The organism is Acidovorax benzenivorans (assembly GCF_028680575.1).
GTDB classification, from domain to species: Bacteria; Pseudomonadota; Gammaproteobacteria; order Burkholderiales; family Burkholderiaceae_C; genus Acidovorax; species Acidovorax benzenivorans.
This window is the reverse complement of the sequence record NZ_JAPCKI010000004.1, coordinates 275,362-292,053: the sequence shown is the minus strand read 5'-3', so window position 1 is coordinate 292,053 and position 16,692 is coordinate 275,362. Positions and strand designations below refer to the sequence as shown.

The following is a 16,692-nucleotide window of genomic DNA, read 5'->3' as shown; positions in this document are numbered from 1 at the left end:
GCTGCCGTGGTGGGGGCGATGTTACGCGTCAAAAAGGGGCCGCAGGCCCCTTTTTGACGGTGGTAGTGAGGGGGTTACCCGCCGTGGAACTTGACCACCAGCGGCACGATCAGCAGTGCCACGATGTTGATGATCTTGATCAGCGGATTGATGGCCGGGCCGGCCGTGTCCTTGTAGGGATCGCCCACGGTGTCGCCGGTCACGGCAGCCTTGTGTGCCTCAGAGCCCTTGCCGCCGTGGTGGCCGTCTTCGATGTACTTCTTGGCGTTGTCCCACGCGCCGCCGCCGGTGCACATGCTGATGGCTACAAACAGGCCCGTGACGATGGTGCCCATCAGCAAACCGCCGAGCGCCTTGGGGCCCAGCAGCAGGCCCACCACAATGGGTACCACCACGGGCAGCAAGCTGGGGATCACCATCTCCTTGATGGCGGCGGTGGTCAGCATGTCCACGGCCTTGCCATATTCGGGCTTGCCCGTGCCGTCCATGATGCCTGGGATGGTGCTGAACTGGCGGCGCACCTCTACCACCACCGCACCTGCGGCGCGGCCCACAGCCTCCATGGCCATGGCGCCAAACAGGTACGGAATCAGCCCGCCGATGAACAGGCCCACGATGACCAGCGGGTCGGACAGATCAAAGGTGATGGCCTTGCCGTAGCTTTCGAGCTTGTGCGTGTAGTCGGCAAACAGCACCAGTGCGGCCAGGCCGGCAGAGCCGATGGCGTAGCCCTTGGTCACGGCCTTGGTGGTGTTGCCCACGGCGTCCAGCGGGTCGGTGATGTCGCGCACGCTGCTGGGCAGCTCGGCCATTTCGGCAATGCCGCCCGCGTTGTCGGTGATGGGGCCGTACGCATCCAGCGCCACCACAATGCCTGCCATGCTCAGCATCGACGTGGCCGCCACCGCAATGCCGTACAGGCCAGCCAGGCCGTAGGACACGATGATGGCCGTGCACACAAACACCACGGGCCAGGCCGTGGAGCGCATCGACACGCCCAGGCCCGCAATGATGTTGGTGCCGTGGCCGGTGGTGGACGCCTGGGCAATGTGCTGCACCGGCGAGTATTGCGTGCCGGTGTAGAACTCGGTAATCCAGACCAGTGCGGCCGTCAGTACGAGGCCGGTGGCGCAGGCGCCAAACAGCCGCAGCTGGGTGCCCGTGGCCGTAACGGCGTTGTCCGGCATGATCCACAGCGTGACAAAGTAGAACGCCACCAGCGACAGCACCCCGGCAATGGCCAGGCCCTTGTACAGCGCGGGCATCACGTTCTTCATGCCCGGCGTCGCCTTGACGAAGAAGCAGCCGATGATGGACGCAATGATGGACACCGCCCCCAGCGCCAGTGGGTACACCACCGCATTGACCTGGGCCGTGGCCACCATCAGGGCGCCCAGCACCATGGTGGCGATCAGCGTCACCGCGTAGGTCTCAAACAAGTCGGCCGCCATGCCAGCGCAGTCGCCCACGTTGTCGCCCACGTTGTCGGCAATCACGGCCGGGTTGCGCGGGTCGTCCTCGGGGATGCCCGCCTCCACCTTGCCCACCAGGTCAGCGCCCACGTCGGCGCCTTTGGTGAAGATGCCGCCGCCCAGGCGCGCAAAGATCGAGATCAGCGACGAGCCAAACGCAAAGCCGATCAGCGGGTTGAGCAGCGTGGCCAGGTTGGCCGTGGGTGTGAGGTTGCCGTTGCCCGCCAGGAACCAGTAAAAGCCCGTGACGCCCAGCAGCCCCAGCCCCACCACCAGCATGCCGGTGATGGCCCCGCCGCGAAACGCAACGTCCAGCGCCGGGCCAATGCCGTGTGTGGCCGCCTGCGCCGTGCGCACGTTGGCGCGCACCGACACGTTCATGCCGATGAAGCCGCAGGCACCCGAAAGCACCGCGCCCACCACGAAGCCCACGGCCGTGGTGCCATCCAGAAACACGCCGATGAGCACCGCCAGCACCACGCCCACGATGGCAATGGTCTTGTACTGGCGGGCGAGGTAGGCGGCAGCGCCCGCCTGGATGGCGGCGGCAATCTCCTGCATGCGGGCGTTGCCCGGGTCTTTGGAAAGGATCCAGCCCCGGGCCCATACGCCGTAGGCCACCGCGATGAGCCCGCAAACGAGGGCGAGGATGAGAGGGGATGTCAGTGCTGAACTTGCAGCCATTCAATTCTCCTTGGTGTGTTGCACGGAGGGGGACCAACGCATCGGTGGTTTCCCCGCTGCGTTGCTTCCTCATGCTACCCATGCATTTCGCGCAGGAGCCGATTGGCCAACGGACCCAATTTACAGGTAAACGCCGGTTTGCAAGCGGGCAGAAAGGGGCGTGCGCCTAAAATCAGGGTTAATCCCGACGGTTCGTTGCGCTGCGTCAGCGCCCAAGGCCTCGCGGGTTACCGTTAACAAACCATTATCCAAAGACATGTCCCTCAACAACGTCCCCCCAGGTAAGAACATCCCCGAAGCCTTCAACGTGGTCATTGAGATCCCGATGAACGCCGACCCGATCAAGTACGAAGTGGACAAGGAGTCGGGTGCTATTTTTGTGGACCGTTTCATGACCACGGCCATGCATTACCCCACCAACTACGGCTACGTGCCGCAGACGCTGTCGGGCGACGGCGACCCGGTGGATGTGCTGGTGATCACGCCATACCCCCTGCACCCCGGCGTGGTCGTGACTTGCCGCGCGCTGGGCATCCTGATGATGGAAGACGAAGCGGGCGTGGATGGCAAGGTGATTGCCGTGCCCACTTCCAAGATCCTGCCCATGTACGACCACTGGAAGGACATTGACGACGTGAACGCCATGCGCCGCAACGCCATCGCCCACTTCTTCGAGCACTACAAGGATCTGGAAAAGGGCAAGTGGGTCAAGGTGTTGGGCTGGGAAGGCATTGACGCCGCCAAGAAGGAAATCACTGACGGCATCGACAACTACAAGAAGTCGCAAGCCTGATAGGCTTCTAGCGCCAGTGGCACATGCACTGGCTGCTATCAAAACAAAAGCACGCCATCCGCAATGGATGGCGTGCTTTTTTTGTGGGTGGCGCCCCTGTGGGGTAGGGAAAAGCCGCGCAGTGCGCGGCGGGGCGCGCTGATAGACTGCATTTGGTTACACAGCTGCGGCTGCCCCGGTGTTTCGAGGTACTTCGAGGTGATTCATGAAAATTTCTGATCTGCGCATTGGCGTGAAGCTGGCGGCGGGTTTTCTGGTGGTGGTGCTGCTGACGGCGCTGCTGGGCGCCATTGCGCTGGTGCAAATGTCCCGCATCCATGTCAACGCCGAGGAGATCGCCACCAATCTGCTGCCCAGCGTTACCCAAACGGGGGAGCTGCGCGTGTTGCTCAACCGCATGCGCCGGGCCGAGGCGGGCATGGTCACGGCGCGCAGCGCGGCCGAAGTCAAGGCGTTTGCTGAGCAAGTGGCTCAACGCCATAAGGACCTGGGCCGTGTAGAGGCGATCTATGAGCCGCTCATCAGCATGCCCAAGGAGAGCGAGGTTTTTCAGACCTACAAGACGCAAAAGGCCGCCTATGTGGCCTTGCAGGATAAGCTGGCAGACATTGCCAAGGGCGTGGATTTCAGCACCGCCGAGACCATGGAGTTGACCGCCGATGCGTTGAGCATGTTGTATGCGGGTGAATCGGAGTCGGCCTTCGTGTCCACTGCCGAGGCCTTGGGCGAGCTGCAAAAGATCAACGCTGACGCCGCCCTGCAGGCCAATGAGGACGCGCAGCAGGTGTTCGCCGTGGCACGCATCTGGGTGCTGGGCACGCTGGCGCTGTGCGTGGCGCTGGCCGCGGTGCTGGGCGTCGCCATCACCCGCGCCGTCACGCGCCCCGCCCACCACGCCGTGTTGGCCGCTCGCGCGATTGCCGATGGCGACCTGGCGACCGAAGTGCCCCCCGGCGGCAAGGACGAAATGGGCCAACTGCTGAACGCGTTGGGCGACATGCGGGTCAACCTGGCACGCGTGGTGTCGGGCGTGCGTAGCAACGCGGAAGGCGTGGCATCGGCGAGCGCGCAGATTGCCTCGGGCAACAACGACCTGAGCGCGCGCACAGAACAGCAAGCCTCGGCGCTGGAGGAAACCGCCGCGTCCATGGAAGAACTGGGCTCCACCGTGCGCCAGAACGCCGACAACGCTCGAACGGCCAACCAACTGGCCGTGAGCGCCAGCACCGTGGCTGTGCAAGGCGGCGACGTCGTGGCCGAGGTGGTCGAGACCATGAAGGGCATTAACGCCAGCAGCAACAAGATTGCCGACATCATCAGCGTGATCGACGGCATCGCGTTCCAGACCAACATCCTGGCGCTGAACGCTGCGGTAGAAGCTGCCCGTGCAGGCGAGCAAGGCCGGGGCTTTGCGGTGGTGGCCGGAGAGGTGCGCAACCTGGCAGGACGCAGCGCAGAAGCCGCCAAGGAAATCAAATCCCTCATCACCGCCAGCGTCGAGCGCGTGGAACAAGGCACCGCGCTGGTCGATAAAGCAGGCGCCACCATGACCGAAGTGGTCAGCGCCATCCGTCGAGTGACCGACATCATGGGAGAGATCAGCGCCGCCAGCAGCGAACAAAGCGCAGGCGTGGGCCAGGTGGGAGAAGCCGTCACGCAGATGGACCAGGCCACTCAGCAAAACGCAGCCCTGGTGGAAGAAATGGCTGCGGCCGCCAGCGCCCTGAACGCGCAGGCTGGCGAACTCGTCAACGCCGTGGCCGTGTTCAAGCTCGAAGCCAGCAGCGCTAGCACTAGCAGCAGCTACAGCCCAGCGCGCAGCTCTGCAGCCCCCGCCCGTGCTCCCATCCCCGCGCCCAGCTACAAAGCCCCGGCGCGCAGCACCAGCCTGGGCAGCAGCGTCCAGACCGGCAACAAGCCAGCCGCTAGCCTTGCAGCGCCCAAGGCCAGCGGCGCAGCACCCGCAACATCTGCAGCGGCCGCCAAGCCTGCTGCGCCAAGCCCGGCCCCGGCATCCAAGGCTGGAGGCAACGACGACGAGTGGGAGAGCTTTTGAAGGAGCCACAGACCTTCGGCTGAAAATTCAGGTCAAAATGGCCGCAAGCGCAGGTGGAATATGCGCTGATAGCTATCAAAAACAAAGCACGCAGAGGGGCACCTTCTGCGTGCTTTGTTTTGTGTGGGCGCTTTGTGGATGTGTGGGCGGATGCGTCGCCACACGGGCCGGTCAGCGGTGCGGGTTGGGGTACACCAAGTGCAGCCCTGGCAGCTTGGGGCGCTGGAAGGGTTGCCACACCACGCCCGGTCCGTGCGGCTGGCCCAGGCGGTCGGCCACGGCCCACCACGCGCTGGGGTTCAGGCCGATGCCAAAGTGGCTGGCCACCACCTCGATGTTCTCGGTGTGCGGGTTGTGGTCGGCTGGCGCCTGGATGCTGCCGCGCCAGGCCACCACGCCGTCGGTGCGGGAGTAGATGCTGGTGGTGGGCACCGGGGGCGCCTCGGGCAGGTTGTAGTTCTCGGTTTCGCGCTCGATGCTGCGGCCGCTGGCGAACTGGTAGATGCGCCAAGCGTTGGTAGAGGTGTGTGGCCCGGCAAATGGCGTGCCCAGGGTTAGCACGCAGCGCACCAGGTCCGGCATTTCCTTGGCCAGCTCGCGCGCGTAGATGCCGCCCAGGCTCCAGCCCACCAGGCTCACCTTGTTGCCGCTGGCATCAACGGCGCGCTGCAACTGGGCCTTGGCGTTCTCCAGCACGCCGTCGCGCGGCCCCAGGTTCAGGCCCTGGCCCCAGCCCAGCGTGTTGTAGTTGCGCGATTCGAGGTAGCGGCGCAGCGGCAGGGTGGTGGCGTCACCGGCTGTCAGGCCCGGAAACACGATGACCGTGTGCCCATCGCCCAGCGGAGCGCGCTGCAGCACGGGCCAGGCGGGCAGAACGGCGCCAAATTCCCAGGGGGCCCGCAACTCCAGCGCCAGCAGGGGCAAGCCAGGTGGCGGCATGTGGTGGTGGGCGGCGGATTTGCGGTCGGAGAAGAGAGGCATCAAGTCGTCGTTCCAAAACGGGCGCCTGCCGGGCAAGGCAGGACGGTGGTGCGACGGTAGCAGTTTTTGCGCACCAAGGCAGGGCGCGAAATGGAGCAAGCTCTCCAATTGCCCTGGCCCGTGCCAGGTGTAGTGCCCTTCCGATGGCCTGGGAGATTGTCAATAAATGTCATATTTTTCAACCATGCGCTGCTATGCTTTGGATAGCTTTTGCGTTCATCGCGTTCTGGCGCAGTCCGCATCCCTCCAACCGCCTGAAAGCCCGTGCCATGACCGCTATTGCCGATACTGCCGTCCCCGCTGCTGCCCGTCCCGCGCCCCGCGTGGTGGCAACCAGCCCCACCGCAGCTGCGCGTGAATTCCTGACCTTTCGCCTGGGCGCGGAGGAATACGGCATCGACATCCTGCGTGTGCAAGAGATCCGCTCGTACGAGCGGCCCACGCGCCTGGCGCATTCGCCCGACTTCATCAAGGGTGTGATCGACCTGCGCGGCCGAATCGTCCCTATCCTGGACCTGCGCGTGAAGCTGCAGTGCCCCGAGGCCAGCTACACCGATTTCACCGTGGTCATCATTCTGGACATCGGCGCTACCGTGATTGGCGCGGTGGTGGATGCGGTGGCCGATGTGGTCTCACTCACGCCCGATCTCATCAAGCCCACTCCCCAGTTTGAGCGGCAGGGCCATGTGGACCCGGCCTTTGTCACCGGCATTGCGAGTGTGGGCGAGCGCATGCTGATCGTGATGGACATCGAGGCACTGCTCAGCAGTGACGAAATAGGGCTGGTGAGCAAAGTCGCCCAGGGGTAAGAACGTTTTGATGCTCTCTCAGGGGGCGCGTAGCTGCGTAGTCGCGTAGTGGCCTTTGCTTAGCCTGTGACGGCAGGTGGTGACGACGGTAGGAAAGGCGGCTTTTGACTTGGAGCAAGGGGCGCACCATTTGTGAGATTTGTGCCCCTCCTGGAGGCATAGACTCGTTGTGATTGGGCAACCGCTCTGTGCAGCGCCGCCGCCCAGTATTTCAGGGCACATCGCCCGTCTGCAGTGCGCAAAAGGTCTGGTGCGCTTGGGGCCGTCTGAGCGGCACCAGGCTTGGTAACAAGGACGCTCTTGGTCGCTGTGGCCTTTGCCATCTGCGCCATCCACGTCAGCGTTTCTTTTTACAAAATGATAAAATCATTTTTATCATAATTGCAATATAATTGCGAAAGCATCCAGACTCGACACCACGTCCTGACGGTCGCTGGTCACGGCGCAAGAGCCGGTCGCTGTGCGTCAACGGCTGACAAAAACCTATAAATCCCACGAAAGAGCTTATGAATAACCTCAAAATCGGAGCGCGCCTGAGCCTGGCCTTTGGCCTTGTCTTGTTGATCACTGCCGTGATCGCCGTCACCGGTGTCTGGCGGCTGGCCGTCCTCAAGGATGCGAGCAGTCGCATTGCCACTGTCGAGATGGAGCGCAACGCCCTGGCGCAAGAGTGGAAAGCGGCCATTGACCTGAACTGGGTGCGCGCATCGGCGTCGCTCAAAGCCACTGATGCGGGCTATATCCAGTCGCTGACGGCCGATATGGCTGCCACATCCCAACGGGCCAGCGAGGCGCAGAAAAAGCTGGAAGCACTGGTGGACGATCCCACCGAAAAGGCGCTGATGGAGCGCGTGGCGGCCGCGCGCACCGCCTATGTGGGCGCGCGCGCCAAGTTGCTGGAGCGCAAGAAGGCCGGTGAAGACGTGTTTGCGCTGGTGGACAGCGACCTCAAGCCCTTGGCGGCCACCTACCTGCAGTCGCTGGCCAATGTGGCGGACAACACGCACAAGCAGCTGGATAATTTTGAAGACAGCATCATTCAGGCGGCAGGCACCAGCCAATGGGTGCTGGCGCTGGGTGCGGTGGTGTCGTTGGTGCTGGGGGCTTTGTTTGCGCTTTGGACCACACGCTCCATCGTGGGCCCCGTGCAGCGGGCCGTGCAGGCGGCTGGCGAAATCAGCCACGGCAACCTGTCGGTTCACATTCCCGATGCGGGCAATGGCAGCAATGAGATGGCCCAACTGCTGCGCTCGCTGGACGAAATGCAGCAGAACCTCTCACGCATCGTGGGACATGTGCGCTCGGGCTCCGAAAGCGTGGCCACGGCGTCGTCCGAGATCGCCCAGGGCAACAACGACCTGAGCGCACGCACCGAGCAGCAGGCCAGCGCCCTGCAGCAAACCGCAGCGTCGATGGAGCAACTCAATTCGACCGTGCGCCAGAACGCCGACAACGCGCGCCAGGCCAACCAGCTCGCGCAGAGTGCGTCGTCGGTGGCCGTGCATGGCGGCGAGGTGGTGAGCCAGGTGGTGGACACCATGAAGGGCATCCACGACAGCAGCAGCAAGATCGCCGACATCATTGGCGTGATCGACGGTATTGCCTTCCAGACCAACATCCTCGCGCTCAACGCGGCGGTGGAGGCAGCGCGTGCGGGTGAGCAGGGCCGGGGCTTTGCGGTGGTGGCCACCGAAGTGCGCAGCCTGGCGGGCCGCTCGGCCGATGCGGCCAAGCAGATCAAAACCCTGATCAACGACAGCGTGGAGCGTGTGACCGCAGGCACCACGCTGGTCGATCAGGCTGGCGCGACGATGACCGAGGTGGTGGGCTCCATCAAACGTGTGACGGACCTGATGGGCGAGATCAGCGCAGCCAGCTCCGAGCAGAGCCAAGGCGTGACCCAGGTGGGCGAGGCCGTGACGCAGATGGACCAGGTCACCCAGCAGAACGCGGCCCTGGTGGAGGAAATGGCCGCAGCCGCCAGCAGTCTCAACAACCAGGCGCAGGACCTGGTGAGCACCGTGGCGTTTTTCAAGCTCAGCACTCAGGGTGCGATGACCAGCCACGGGGCAAACGGCGGCGCGCAGCGTGCGTCCTTCGCTCCGGTGGGGCGTGTGGGGGCCGCACCAGCCTATGCACCGTTGCCATCCACCCGGGCCATCGGTGCCGCCACTGGTGGCAGCGCGGGCGCTGCGCTAAGCATCAACCTGGACACAGCCATTCAGGCCCATGCCAACTGGCGCGCCAAGCTGCGCACAGCCGTCACCCAAAAGGAACACCTGGACGCGGACACTGTGGGCCGGGACGATTGCTGCGAACTGGGCAAATGGCTGCACGGCGCCGGTGCTTCGCAATACGGTGGCAAACCGTCCTTTGTGAACCTGCTGGATTCACACCGCCAGTTCCATGAAGAGGCGGGCAAGGTCGCTCGCCTGATCAACCAGGGCGCCTACGACCACGCAGAAAAGCAGCTGGCCAACGACACCGCCTTCTCCCGCGCTTCGCAAAAGGTCGCCACAGCGGTGATCCAACTGGCCAAGGAGCTGAAGGTGCGCCTGGCCGGTTCGTCCCAGGCTGCGGCGCCCCGGCCGGCACAGCCTGCTGCGCTGGCCAGTGCGCCTCGCCCCAAGGTCACGAGTGCTGCAGGGGACGACGATTGGGAGTCGTTCTGAACTGCTGAACTGCGGACAACCGCATTGCCTGATGCGCTGTGCACGCAATACAGGTACAGCGCAGCCCTACGGCGTTTGTTTGAACGGAAGGCGCTGGTGCAAGGACTCCAGGTAGTCCTCCACGCCAGCGCCCTCGCGGTCCAGAAAGCGTTGCACCGCCTCTGCAAACGCCGGGTGCGCCAGCCAGTGCGTGCTGGTGGCCTGCACGGGCAGCAGGGCGCGGGCCATCTTGTGCTCGCCCTGGGCACCCCCTTCAAAGCGCACGGCACCATGGGCGATACACCACTGCAGCGGCTGGTAGTAGCAGGCCTCAAAGTGCAGGCAGTCCACACGCTCCAGTGCACCCCAGTAGCGGCCATAGGCCACCAGTTCGGGGGCTGATTCAAGGCCTTTTTGGCCTCGGGCGCAAGATCCATATGCGCCAATAGCTATCAAACTGCTAGCAATAGGTCGCCCGTCCCGTTCCCCCACAAACAGCAGCCAAGCCTCGGGCATGTGCGCCGCCATGCGGGCAAAGAAGTCGCGCGTGAGGTAGGGCGGGTTGCCGTGCTCCAGGTAGGTGCGCTCGTAGCAGCGGTAGAAAAAGTCCCAGTCCGCAGCGCTGATGTCTGCCCCGCGTGACCAGCGGAAGGTGACACCGGCATCGGCCACGCGCCGACGCTCCTGGCGGATCTTCTTGCGTTTGTCTTGCGACAGGCTGGCGAGGAAGTGGTCGAAGTCCTGGTAGCGCAGGCTGTCACCGTCGGCAGCCCCTACGCCCTGGGCCAAAGGGAGCGTGGGCGGCTCATTCTTCCAGTGAAACTGCACGGTGTGCCGCAGCATCAGGTCTTGCTGCGCGCTGGTCAGCACATCATCGTCGCTGGCAAACAGCACATGCACGGACGACACGTTCTCTTGCTCACACCACTGGCACACCGCCTGCACCAGCAGGGCGCGTGTGGCGGCATCACCTGCCAGCAGGCGGCTGCCCGGTACGGGAGTGAAGGGCACGGCAATGACGGCCTTGGGGTAGTAGGGCACGCCGTGCTGCTCGTAGGCGCTGGCCCAGGCCCAGTCAAAGACGTATTCGCCATATGAATGGCTTTTAAGGTACAGCGGGCAAGCGGCTACCAGGGTGTCGCCGTCCCACAGCGTCATGAAGCGGGGCGTCCAGCCGGTGCGCGGCGTGGCGCTGCCGCTGCTTTCCAGGGCGGCCAGGTACTCGTGCTGCATGAAGGGCGTGGGGTGGCTTTGCTGCACCAGCAGGCGGTTCCAGGCGTCAGCGTCCACCTCCAGCACGGAGGGGAGTACGCGGGCGATAATGGCAGCTTCAGCCATGCAGGCCCCTGTGATGCTCCCTTGATAGTGGGCCTGCAACGGCGGTATTCAACCTGGCCGCAGGGGCCGATTCCAGTTCCATGACGCTCTCCATTTGCACTGCGCAGCTCAACTTTGTCGTGGGCGATATGCCCGGCAACGCCCAAAAGATCATTGCGGCGGCCCGCGAGGCTTATGCCCAGGGGGCGCGGTTGCTGCTGACGCCCGAGCTGGCGATTTGCGGCTATGCGGCCGAAGACCTGTTCCTGCGCCCCGCCTTCATTGCGGCCTGTGATGATGCCGTGAAAACCGTGGCCCGCGAGACTGCGGGGTTGAAAGGCCTGGCCATCGTGCTGGGCCACCCGCAGGCCGTGGCCCCTGGCGCCCAGGCTTTCAGTGTCTGCTTCAATGCCGCCAGCGTGGTGCGCGACGGGCACGTCGAGCAGACCTACGCCAAGCGCGAACTGCCCAACTACCAGGTGTTTGATGAGCGCCGCTACTTTGTGGCGGGCAGCAAGCCCTGCGTGTTCGAGGTGGATGGCATGAAGGTGGGCGTGCTGGTGTGCGAAGACGCCTGGTTTGCCACCCCCGCGCGCGATGCCGCTGCGGCGGGTGCACAACTGCTGGCGGTCATCAACGCATCGCCGTTCCATTTGGGCAAAAGCGCCGAGCGCGAAGCGACCATGCGCGAGCGTGTGGCCGAGACGGGTTTGCCGCTGGTGTATGCCCATCTCGTCGGTGGCCAGGATGAGGTCGTGTTTGAAGGCCGCTCGTTCGCGCTCAACACCGACGGCTCGGTGGCCTGCCGGGGACCGGGATTTGAAGAAAAACTGGTGTTTGCAAAGATCCATCAAGCGCAAGCAGCTATCAAAATTGAAGCAGAGGTGGCCCCGGAGAAAAGCCTGGAGGCCGACCTGTGGGACGCCCTGGTGCTGGGCGTGCGTGACTACGTGGGCAAGAACGGCTTTCCCGGCGCGCTACTGGGGCTGTCGGGTGGCATCGATTCGGCGCTGGTGCTGGCAATTGCGGTGGACGCGCTGGGCGCCGACAAGGTCCGCACGGTGATGATGCCGTCGCCCTACACCGCCGACATCAGCTGGATCGACGCGCGCGACATGGCCACCCGCATGGGCGTGCGCTATGACGAGATCTCCATCAAGCCGCAGTTCGAGGCCTTCAAGGCCGCATTGGCCACCGAATTCGCCGGGCTGCCCGAAGACACCACCGAAGAAAACCTGCAGGCGCGCATCCGGGGCACGCTGCTGATGGCGCTGTCCAACAAGTTCGGCTCCATCGTGCTGACCACGGGTAACAAGAGCGAGATGTCTACCGGCTACTGCACGCTGTACGGCGACATGGCCGGCGGCTTTGCCGTGATCAAGGACGTGGCCAAGACCCGGGTGTTTGACCTGGCCCGCTGGCGCAACGCCAACGACCCGTATGGCACCTGCACAAGCCCCATCCCTGAGCGCATCATCACCCGCCCGCCCAGTGCCGAGCTACGGCCCGACCAGAAAGACCAGGACAGCCTGCCTCCGTATGAGGTGCTGGACGCCATCGTGGCCCGCTACATGGAAAACGATGAGCCCATCGAGTCCATCATCGCCAGCGGTTTCGCCCGGGCCGATGTCGAGCGCGTGACGCGCCTGATCAAGCTCAACGAGTACAAACGCCGCCAGGCGCCAGTAGGGATTCGTGTCACGCGCCGCAGCTTTGGCAAGGACTGGCGTTACCCTATCACCAGCAAATTCAGGGCATGACGCTTCGGCGCCGTGCCCCCAGCCCGATTTTTTACATCCTCCAGGAGACCCGCCATGAAAATGATCACCGCCGTCATCAAGCCCTTCAAGCTCGAAGAAGTCCGCGAAGCCCTGGCCGAATGTGGTGTGACCGGCCTCACGGTCACCGAAGTGAAGGGTTTTGGCCGCCAGAAAGGCCATACCGAGCTGTACCGCGGCGCGGAATACGTGGTGGACTTTCTGCCCAAGGTGAAAGTCGAGGTCGTCGTGAAGTCCGAGGATGTAGACCGCTGCGTGGACGCCATCGTGAACGTGGCGCGCACCGGCAAGATCGGTGACGGCAAGATTTTTGTGACCGCCGTGGAGCGCACAGTGCGCATTCGCACGGGCGATCTGGACGACGCAGCGGTGTGAGGTTCCCCAGAAGTCGTTAAGCGCCTTGCCCCGAGTGGATAGGGCGCCCTTGCTGCGGGGTGGCCCTTGCTAGGCGTCCCTCGCTTGGGGCACGCCGGTTTCGGAGTGCAGGAGGGTTAGATCACAGAGCGCAAGGGTACCGGCGCTTGATCGGGCCCTGAATCCTGCACCAGTGTGCGCAGCAGCGCCTCGGTATCGGTGCTTGCATGCAACAGGCCCATCTGCCATTCACCCATGAAGCCACTGGCCACGCTGGTTTGCAAGAAACCCAGCAGGCCGTCGTAGTAGCCCGCCACATTCAGCAAGCCCAGCGGCTTGTCGTGGTAGCCCAGCTGGCGCCAAGTCCACACTTCAAACAGTTCTTCAAACGTGCCGATGCCGCCGGGCAGTGCGAGGAAGGCATCGCTGCGCTCGGCCATCATCGCCTTGCGTTCGTGCATGGTCTGCACGATGTGCAGCTCGTCGCATTGGCGGTTGGCCAGTTCCTTGTCCACCAGCGCCTGAGGGATCACCCCCACCACCCGGCCACCCGCCAGGCGCGTGGCTTCTGCCACCGTGCCCATGAGGCCACTGCGGCCACCGCCGTACACCAGTTGCCCGTTGTGGGCGCCAATCCATTGGCCTACGGCCTGCGCCGCCTGGGCATACGCGGCGTTGTCGCCGGGGCGCGATCCGCAATACACGCACACAGAAAAAGTGGGTTCAGCCATGGAAAAACCTCTGAAATAACGCCGCTGCCCAGATGCCGATGCACAACAGCAATGCCAGCAGAACCGCTGCACTGCCCATGTCCTTGGCGCGTTTAGACAGGTCGTGCCATTCGGGCCCGATGCGGTCGATGGCGGTTTCGATGCCGGTGTTGAGCAGCTCCACAATCATCACGATGACCACGGAGCCCGCCAGCAAGGCCACCTCCATCCAGCTGCGGCCCAGCCAGAGCGACAGCGGCAGCAACACCATGGCGGCGATGGCCTCTTGGCGAAAAGCCTTTTCGTTCCAACCGGCCCGCAGCCCTTCCATGGAATAACCCGCCGCGTGCCAGATGCGGTTGAGACCCGAGCGCGCCTTTTGGGGATTGGCCGGGGCGGCGGAATGAGGGGAGGAGGGTTGCATGCGCTTATTTTTTGGGGATTTCGTAGTGCACCAGCCGGGTGCCGGCCAGCGCGTCGTGCCAGAACTGCCGCGTGGGGTGAAACCGGCTGAGCAGTGCCCAGATGGCGACCCAGCCCAACACGATCACGGCGGACTCGCCCCCCGACAGGGAAAACGGCGCTATCGCTGCCAGCGGGGGCAAAAACCACAGCCAGCTCAACACATAGCGCAGCAGGGCGCGCGGCTGGCTGATGGGTTGCCCCGCAGTGCCCACCACGCGGATATGCCAGGTTTTCTGCGCCAGGGTCTGCCCCTTGGCCCAGAACCAGGTGAAATAAATGCCGAACACCACGAACAGAAAAGCCTGCAGTGCATGGCGGTTGTCCATCGCATTGCGGGTCTGACTCAGCGTGCCGAACAGGTAACCGGCGATGAAGACCACGCCGAACATCAGCATGCCTTCATACAGCCAGCAAGCCATGCGCCGCCACAGATTGGGAGTAGGGGCGCCGGCCAGGGCGCCGCGCGGGGCGTTGGTCGCAGACTGCGGCGTGGTGGGAGGGGGAGAAACGGACATTCCAGGTCAGGCCCGTCGGGCCGGGGCAGGTTGCAAACCTACTGAGGATACAGGCCGGAGGTGTCAGGTGTTACCGGGGGGGCGGTGGACGAGCTCGCGCTGTCGGCTCCGCCAGCACCCAGGGGCGGAAGCGCTGCAGGCACCGCGCTGGGGATTGCCACGGGCGCAGTTTCCACGCCACTAGGCGAGGCTGCTGGCGCCGAGGATACTGGAGTGGCGCCCGGCGCTGCAGGAGTCGTCGGTTGAGGCACTGGACCTGCAACGCGGGGCGAGTGGTCTACCACTGGTGGGATCTTGGGTGCGTTGGGTCGATCAGGGCTGGCTTGTGTTGCAGCTGGCACCTGGACCAGCTTTTTGGGCGAGACAGGGCGCAGGGCCGTGGCAGCGCCATGGGGGTTGGGGGCTGCCTTGGAGGCCAACGCCTTGCGTTCGGCGTCAGTAAGGGCCTGGTAGGCTTCCCATTGCGCCCGCTTATCGTCTCTCGCCAGGCGTTTGGTGGCAGCGTAGTTCAAACGCGCCTGGTTGCGTTGTTGGGCACTCAGGCTGGCCCAGTCGGTGATGCGGTCGTGGAACTTACCTTGTTCTTCTTCCGAAAGACTGGGGTAGTTGATGGCCAGGTCCAGCCAACGACGTTTTTGGGCCTCGCTGATCAATGCCCAGCGCTCTGCCAGCGGATACAGCGCCAGTTTTTGTGCAGTGGTGAGTGTGCCCCAGCCCGGTCCCGATTCTGCGGCGGGGGGCATGTTCACGGCAGACAGGTCGGTGCGGGCGTTGTTGGGGCTGGCCACTGCGGCCTCAGCGCCAGCCTGGAGCACCGTGCTGGGAGCCATGCGCATCTGCACCCACGCCTGCCAACCGCCAGCGGAGAGCGCGCCCAGAAGCGCCAACGCCAGCACAAAGGCTGGCAGCGCGGAAGGAGCTTCGGGGGGGCTTGGGTGCATGCAGTCCAGAGTCAGGCAGATCAGTTTGACTGCGCGGAGGTCTTGAGGAATTGTACGAAGCCTGGGTCCGAGTAGGCGGCGGGTGGCAGGTCGTCGGTCAGCAAAGCGGCATCGACTTCGGCCACATCGTTGGCAATGCGCTCGTCCTGAGCGATGTTGATGACCACCAGGCCCACGACCAGCGCCAGCAGTGGCACGGCGGACACCAGTGCGCTCCACCAGCTGCCGCCTTCGCCGCCACGGCCCAGTGTGGCCGTGCTGCCCGCATTGACCACGACCGCTGCAGGTGCAGTGCGACGCACCGGCACGGTGACCTTGCGCTTGGCCAGTGCCTGCATGCGCGAGGCGCGCAGCCGCTCGGAGATGTCATAGGGAAGGGCGTCGGTCCCGCTGGACAGGCGCGCCGTGACGCGCAGCGCAAAGCGCTCTGCAGCAGCTTCAGCTTGGGTCGATGGGGTCTGTTCAGTGTTCTTCATGGCTCGATTCCTTTGGCCTTCAGTGCCTTGCTGAGGGTTTGTATGGCGCGAAAGCAGTGCGTCTTGACACTGCCTTCGGAGCAGCCCATGGCGGCAGCCGTCTCTGCGACATCCATTTCCTCCCAGTAACGCATCAGGAACGCTTCCCGTTGACGTGGCGGCAATTCAGCAATTTCTGCCTCTATGCCATGGAATATCTGGGCCCGGCGGGTGAGGTCTTCTGCACTTTCTGCCTTGTCGCCGTCGTCCGGTCCCGAATATGCTTCCAGCAGATCAAAATCCATGCCATCTTCGCCGGGGCCTTCGAAGTCGCTCATGCTCGAAAACAGTGCATTGCGGGTCTTCTGGCGCCGAAACCAATCCAGAGTGCAGTTAGACAGAATGCGTTGATAGAGCATTGGCAGCTCTGCTGCAGGCTTGTCTCCGTAGTGTTCAGCCAGCTTGAGCATGCTGTCTTGCACGATATCAAGCGCCGCTTCCTCATTGCGCACATGGTAGACCGAGCGCTTGAACGCGCGCTTTTCTACACTTTTGAGGAAATCGGAGAGTTCTTGTTCGGTTGCCAAGAGGGGTCAGCCCGGGAGGGATCGGGGCAGAAGCACTGCAAAAAATGAGGCTGTCTGACACAGTAAAGCGTTCGATTATCGCACCCGCTGGGGTTTTTTTTGATCAAGGCGGGTTTTGAGTGTG

General features: G+C 63.9%; 15 protein-coding genes. 6 read left to right on the top strand and 9 right to left on the bottom strand.

Features of this window, described 5'->3' with window-relative positions:
• Positions 1 to 74 precede the first annotated feature (74 nt).
• Positions 75 to 2,156, bottom strand: a complete 2,082-nt coding sequence (locus OIN59_RS09475) for a sodium-translocating pyrophosphatase (protein WP_274109562.1) — start codon at positions 2,154 to 2,156, stop codon at positions 75 to 77.
• A gap of 256 nt (positions 2,157 to 2,412) precedes the next feature.
• Here OIN59_RS09475 and ppa point away from each other — a divergent pair, with 256 nt between their 5' ends.
• Both ppa and OIN59_RS09465 read left to right on the top strand, forming a co-directional pair.
• Positions 2,413 to 2,949 carry an inorganic diphosphatase gene (gene ppa / locus OIN59_RS09470; RefSeq protein WP_274109560.1) on the top strand — a complete coding sequence of 179 codons (537 nt, stop codon included), beginning with the start codon at positions 2,413 to 2,415 and terminating at the stop codon, positions 2,947 to 2,949.
• 205 nt (positions 2,950 to 3,154) lie between these two features.
• Positions 3,155 to 5,005 (top strand): methyl-accepting chemotaxis protein, encoded by a 1,851-nt coding sequence (locus OIN59_RS09465; RefSeq protein WP_274109558.1) that lies wholly within the window; start codon positions 3,155 to 3,157, stop codon positions 5,003 to 5,005.
• Positions 5,006 to 5,176: 171 nt separating this feature from the next.
• On the opposite strand, the gene OIN59_RS09460 is transcribed toward OIN59_RS09465, so the two are convergent.
• A complete protein-coding gene (locus tag OIN59_RS09460; protein ID WP_274109556.1) occupies positions 5,177 to 5,986 on the bottom strand; it encodes an esterase/lipase family protein in 810 nt (269 codons plus the stop codon).
• A gap of 269 nt (positions 5,987 to 6,255) precedes the next feature.
• On the opposite strand from OIN59_RS09460, the gene OIN59_RS09455 reads away from it, so the two are divergent.
• Positions 6,256 to 6,795: a chemotaxis protein CheW gene (locus OIN59_RS09455; RefSeq protein ID WP_274109553.1), complete on the top strand. Its 540-nt coding sequence runs from the start codon at positions 6,256 to 6,258 to the stop codon at positions 6,793 to 6,795.
• A gap of 506 nt (positions 6,796 to 7,301) precedes the next feature.
• Positions 7,302 to 9,467, top strand: a complete 2,166-nt coding sequence (locus OIN59_RS09450) for a methyl-accepting chemotaxis protein (protein ID WP_328517976.1) — start codon at positions 7,302 to 7,304, stop codon at positions 9,465 to 9,467.
• Positions 9,468 to 9,533: 66 nt separating this feature from the next.
• Here the strand turns inward: OIN59_RS09450 and OIN59_RS09440 are convergent, their stop codons facing one another.
• A complete protein-coding gene (locus OIN59_RS09440) occupies positions 9,534 to 10,784 on the bottom strand; it encodes a GNAT family N-acetyltransferase (RefSeq protein WP_274109551.1) in 1,251 nt (416 codons plus the stop codon).
• An 80-nt stretch (positions 10,785 to 10,864) separates the two neighbouring features.
• On the opposite strand from OIN59_RS09440, the gene OIN59_RS09435 reads away from it, so the two are divergent.
• Positions 10,865 to 12,523, top strand: coding sequence for an NAD+ synthase (locus tag OIN59_RS09435; protein ID WP_274109549.1), 1,659 nt, complete (start codon positions 10,865 to 10,867; stop codon positions 12,521 to 12,523).
• A gap of 54 nt (positions 12,524 to 12,577) precedes the next feature.
• On the top strand, positions 12,578 to 12,916 hold the full coding sequence (locus OIN59_RS09430) for a P-II family nitrogen regulator (RefSeq protein WP_015013651.1): 339 nt from the start codon (positions 12,578 to 12,580) through the stop codon (positions 12,914 to 12,916).
• Between the two features lie 116 nt (positions 12,917 to 13,032).
• Here OIN59_RS09430 and OIN59_RS09425 read toward each other — a convergent pair whose 3' ends face one another.
• The 6 genes from OIN59_RS09425 to OIN59_RS09400 are packed head-to-tail and all read right to left on the bottom strand — an operon-like array spanning position 13,033 to position 16,568.
• The gene (locus OIN59_RS09425) at positions 13,033 to 13,626 is read right to left on the bottom strand and encodes an LOG family protein (RefSeq protein WP_274109545.1); all 594 of its coding nucleotides are present in this window, start codon (positions 13,624 to 13,626) and stop codon (positions 13,033 to 13,035) included.
• Positions 13,619 to 14,029: a diacylglycerol kinase gene (locus tag OIN59_RS09420; protein ID WP_274109543.1), complete on the bottom strand. Its 411-nt coding sequence runs from the start codon at positions 14,027 to 14,029 to the stop codon at positions 13,619 to 13,621. Before OIN59_RS09420 ends, OIN59_RS09425 begins: the two co-directional genes overlap by 8 nt.
• 4 nt (positions 14,030 to 14,033) lie before the next feature.
• Complete coding sequence (locus OIN59_RS09415; protein WP_274109541.1) at positions 14,034 to 14,585, bottom strand: RDD family protein; 552 nt, start codon at positions 14,583 to 14,585, stop codon at positions 14,034 to 14,036.
• 38 nt (positions 14,586 to 14,623) lie between these two features.
• The gene (locus OIN59_RS09410; protein WP_274109539.1) at positions 14,624 to 15,526 is read right to left on the bottom strand and encodes a DUF3106 domain-containing protein; all 903 of its coding nucleotides are present in this window, start codon (positions 15,524 to 15,526) and stop codon (positions 14,624 to 14,626) included.
• A 20-nt stretch (positions 15,527 to 15,546) separates the two neighbouring features.
• Positions 15,547 to 16,002: a DUF3619 family protein gene (locus tag OIN59_RS09405; RefSeq protein WP_274109537.1), complete on the bottom strand. Its 456-nt coding sequence runs from the start codon at positions 16,000 to 16,002 to the stop codon at positions 15,547 to 15,549.
• Positions 15,999 to 16,568 carry an RNA polymerase sigma factor gene (locus OIN59_RS09400; RefSeq protein ID WP_274109535.1) on the bottom strand — a complete coding sequence of 190 codons (570 nt, stop codon included), beginning with the start codon at positions 16,566 to 16,568 and terminating at the stop codon, positions 15,999 to 16,001. The genes OIN59_RS09405 and OIN59_RS09400 overlap by 4 nt, the downstream gene beginning before the upstream one ends.
• Positions 16,569 to 16,692: the final 124 nt, after the last annotated feature.

Bases quoted from the DNA above. Each gene is read 5' to 3' on its own strand.
- OIN59_RS09475 (WP_274109562.1), bottom strand. From the start codon at position 2,156: ATGGCTGCAAGTTCAGCACTGACATCCCCTCTCATCCTCGCCCTCGTT.
- ppa (WP_274109560.1), top strand. From the start codon at position 2,413: ATGTCCCTCAACAACGTCCCCCCAGGTAAGAACATCCCCGAAGCCTTC.
- OIN59_RS09465 (WP_274109558.1), top strand. From the start codon at position 3,155: ATGAAAATTTCTGATCTGCGCATTGGCGTGAAGCTGGCGGCGGGTTTT.
- OIN59_RS09460 (WP_274109556.1), bottom strand. From the start codon at position 5,986: ATGCCTCTCTTCTCCGACCGCAAATCCGCCGCCCACCACCACATGCCG.
- OIN59_RS09455 (WP_274109553.1), top strand. From the start codon at position 6,256: ATGACCGCTATTGCCGATACTGCCGTCCCCGCTGCTGCCCGTCCCGCG.
- OIN59_RS09450 (WP_328517976.1), top strand. From the start codon at position 7,302: ATGAATAACCTCAAAATCGGAGCGCGCCTGAGCCTGGCCTTTGGCCTT.
- OIN59_RS09440 (WP_274109551.1), bottom strand. From the start codon at position 10,784: ATGGCTGAAGCTGCCATTATCGCCCGCGTACTCCCCTCCGTGCTGGAG.
- OIN59_RS09435 (WP_274109549.1), top strand. From the start codon at position 10,865: ATGACGCTCTCCATTTGCACTGCGCAGCTCAACTTTGTCGTGGGCGAT.
- OIN59_RS09430 (WP_015013651.1), top strand. From the start codon at position 12,578: ATGAAAATGATCACCGCCGTCATCAAGCCCTTCAAGCTCGAAGAAGTC.
- OIN59_RS09425 (WP_274109545.1), bottom strand. From the start codon at position 13,626: ATGGCTGAACCCACTTTTTCTGTGTGCGTGTATTGCGGATCGCGCCCC.
- OIN59_RS09420 (WP_274109543.1), bottom strand. From the start codon at position 14,029: ATGCAACCCTCCTCCCCTCATTCCGCCGCCCCGGCCAATCCCCAAAAG.
- OIN59_RS09415 (WP_274109541.1), bottom strand. From the start codon at position 14,585: ATGTCCGTTTCTCCCCCTCCCACCACGCCGCAGTCTGCGACCAACGCC.
- OIN59_RS09410 (WP_274109539.1), bottom strand. From the start codon at position 15,526: ATGCACCCAAGCCCCCCCGAAGCTCCTTCCGCGCTGCCAGCCTTTGTG.
- OIN59_RS09405 (WP_274109537.1), bottom strand. From the start codon at position 16,002: ATGAAGAACACTGAACAGACCCCATCGACCCAAGCTGAAGCTGCTGCA.